Source organism: Streptomyces sp. NRRL S-118 (assembly GCF_000716335.1).
Lineage (GTDB): Bacteria > Actinomycetota > Actinomycetes > Streptomycetales > Streptomycetaceae > Streptomyces.
The window spans coordinates 1027-3032 of record NZ_KL591019.1; the positions used below are offsets into that span (position 1 = coordinate 1027).

At 72.8% G+C, this 2006-nt stretch carries 2 protein-coding genes; both read right to left on the reverse strand.

What is annotated here, in order from left to right; all coding sequences use genetic code 11:
* Positions 1 to 154: 154 nt before the first annotated feature.
* Positions 155 to 967, reverse strand: coding sequence for an SAM-dependent methyltransferase (locus IH00_RS0126670; protein ID WP_031077917.1), 813 nt, complete (start codon positions 965 to 967; stop codon positions 155 to 157).
* 105 nt (positions 968 to 1072) lie between these two features.
* Positions 1073 to 1918 (reverse strand): cytochrome c oxidase assembly protein, encoded by an 846-nt coding sequence (locus IH00_RS0126675; protein ID WP_031077918.1) that lies wholly within the window; start codon positions 1916 to 1918, stop codon positions 1073 to 1075.
* Positions 1919 to 2006: the final 88 nt, after the last annotated feature.

Consider the following 2006-nt stretch of genomic DNA (forward strand, 5'->3'; position numbering starts at 1 on the left):
ACCCTGCACAAACGACTCTCCACCCTCTGAGGGTCTCTTCCGGGGCCTCCGCTTCGGGGCCTCGCAGGGCTGGCCGGAGGTACGGAACGGCCCCGGACACCGTCCGGGGGGACGGGGTGCCCGAGGCCGCGGGGTCGCGTGCCGTGGCGGTGCGCTACGGGAGCCGGCCCACGCCGCCCCACTCCAGCCACTCGTCGGACGGCTGCACCGGTGCGAGGTCGGTGTCGGGCCGCCAGGTCGACACCTCGACCAGGCCGGGTTCCAGGACTTCGAGTCCGTCGAAGTACGCGCTGACCTCGTGCTCCTCCCGCACGCGCCCCCAGCGGCCACCCGTGCTCTCGGCCATGAAGTCGGTGACGAAGGAGCGGATTTCGGGGCGGTCGCTGACGAGCTGGCAGATCACGAGGAAGCTGCCCGGCACCAGACGGGAGGCCACGCTCCGGATCAGGGCCGCGGGGTCGTCCTCGTCCGGGATGCAGTGCATCACCGACACGAACAGGGCGGCCACAGGTCGGCTGAAATCGATCAGCCGCCGCGTCTCCTCGTGGCCGAAGATCCCGTCGGTGTCCCGCATGTCGGCCTGGATGACCGCGGTGCGGTCGTTCTCCTCCAGCAGGGCCCGCCCGTGCGCCAGGACGATCGGGTCGTTGTCGACGTAGACGACCCGCGACTCCGGGTCCACGGCCTGGGCGACCTGGTGGACGTTGTCCTGCGTGGGCAGTCCGGACCCGTGGTCGATGAACTGGCGGATGCCGTACTCGGTCGCCAGCACCCGGACCACCCGCCGCAGGAAATGCCGGTTGTTGACGGCCAGCACCTTGGTGCTCGGCACCTGCTTCAGCAGTTCCTCGCACGCGTCGCGATCCGACTGGTAATTGTCCTCACCCCCCAGGAAGTAGTCGTACATGCGTGCCACGCTGGGCACCTTCGTGTCGATGGCGTCGGGGCGCCACGACTCCTGTCGCATCCAGGCCTCACCCGGTCGGGGAACAGCAGCGTTCGTAGGACGGACATGTTAGGAACCGGAAGGGTGCAAGCACGGCCGATGCCCGACCTGAGCGAAATGATGGGGTCACTTTCGGACAGTCCGCCGCCCGCCTCCGGCGAGGAGGGCCCTCGGGGTGCGGCGCGTGGGGCGCCAGGTGGCGACCAGCGCGGCCGCGAGGAGCAGTTCGGCGATGTCACCGCCGTAGTACATGAGTTCGGCGCCGCCGCGGATCTGCTCCAGCGGAGCCCGGACGTGCAGGTGGAGCCCCGCGTACATCATCTGCGCCACGGTGGCGTGCGCGGCGATCGCGACACCGAGGACGACCCGCCGCGCGGGGACCCCCGGCCGGGCCGGCCCGGGGTCGGGCCCGGCGACGGACCGGACGAACAGCGCGCCCGAGAGCAGGAAGTGCGCGTGCAGGACGTGGTGCAACGGCCCGTGGCCGGCCGTGGCGCCGTACAGGGGCGTGAAGTACAGGGGCGTGAAGTACAGCGCCACGAGCGACCCCACACCGAGGAGCAGGGCGGTGGCCGGGTGGGCGCACACGTGCACGGGCCGGCTGCGCAGTGCACGGGACAGGCGCCGGGCGTGCCGGACGGGCAGGGTGCGCAGGAGCAGGGTGACGGGGGCGCCCAGGACCAGCGCCAGGGGGGCGTACATGCCGATCAGCAGGTGCTGGAGCATGTGGCCGCGGAAGTCCTCGTACGCGAAGGACGCCACCGGCGGCAGCAGCGCCAGGCCCAGCAGGCCGAGACCGCACAGGAACCAGCCGGTGCGCAGGCGGCTCCAGCCCGCCGCCGGGTTGTGGTGGCGGGCGAGCGCCGCGCCGAGGACGTACAGCGCCCTCACGGCGAGCAGCGCGGTCGCCGGCAGCAGTACGCCGAGGAGGGGCCCGGCTCCGGAGCCGGGGTCCGCGGGGTGGCCGGTCATGCGGCGGTGGGGCCGCCGGGCGCGGGGCGGGAGCCGTCACCGGGGTCGCCCCCGTGGTCCAGGGGACGGCCCCGGCGCTGGAGGAGCC

Coding starts and splice junctions, on each gene's coding strand:
- IH00_RS0126670 (WP_031077917.1), bottom strand. CDS start 967: ATGCGACAGGAGTCGTGGCGCCCCGACGCCATCGACACGAAGGTGCCC.
- IH00_RS0126675 (WP_031077918.1), bottom strand. CDS start 1,918: ATGACCGGCCACCCCGCGGACCCCGGCTCCGGAGCCGGGCCCCTCCTC.